Raw genomic sequence first — 711 nt, 5'->3', positions numbered from 1 at the left:
CAAAAAGGTGGTTACGAAAAAGATGAATCGATTAAAGCTGAGATGTTTGATTGGGTTGGGGACGTATGGCAACAAAAAAATGAACGTATCGATACTATGCTCGCTGAGTTTGTCTCCAACTCTGAACCTAACAATGCTTAAGACTAAATTGCTCTAATATAACCATCGACGATATAAGGTATGATTGTGTCCGCCTCTACTACTCCTTTTGTTACAGATACCAAGCCGCTGCCCAATCAGCTAAAAACCTCGTTGTCAAAACCAGAGCCTCCTAGGCGTCCACAGCCGAACCGGCTAAAGTTGGCTTATGATATTGTGATGCTTATCGCTATTAGTATTGACCTACTATTTATTAGCATCGATGCAATTTTGATGAGTAACTTTAGTAGCCATGTGGCAGGATGGTTGGCGATTAGTGATGGACTTAGCTGGTATCAGACCAGCTTGCACGATCCGCTACGTACCATAGGTGGGTTCTTTACCATATTTTTGATTATTGAGCTGCTGGTACGTTGGGCAATTGCTATTAAAGATAAGGTCTATTATCGATGGTTTTTCTTTCCATTTGTCCATTGGTATGAAGTACTTGGCTGCTTCCCGCAGCTACGTGCACTACGTCTGTTTCGAGCTGTGATAATCGGTCGACGCTTGCATCAGCTTGGTTATCAGGTACTACCGCAACCCTGGATCAACCGTATCAAGTTTTATATC

The 711-nt window shown here is 42.6% G+C and carries 1 pseudogene; it reads left to right on the top strand.

The window, feature by feature from the left end:
• Positions 1–180 precede the first annotated feature (180 nt).
• Positions 181–711: pseudogene (locus ACS8FD_RS20540) on the top strand (hypothetical protein); the annotation flags it as partial.

This window comes from Psychrobacter sp. 1U2 (assembly GCF_051847575.1).
The sequence above is the reverse complement of the archived record's forward strand: the minus strand, read 5'-3'. Positions and strand labels throughout refer to the sequence as shown.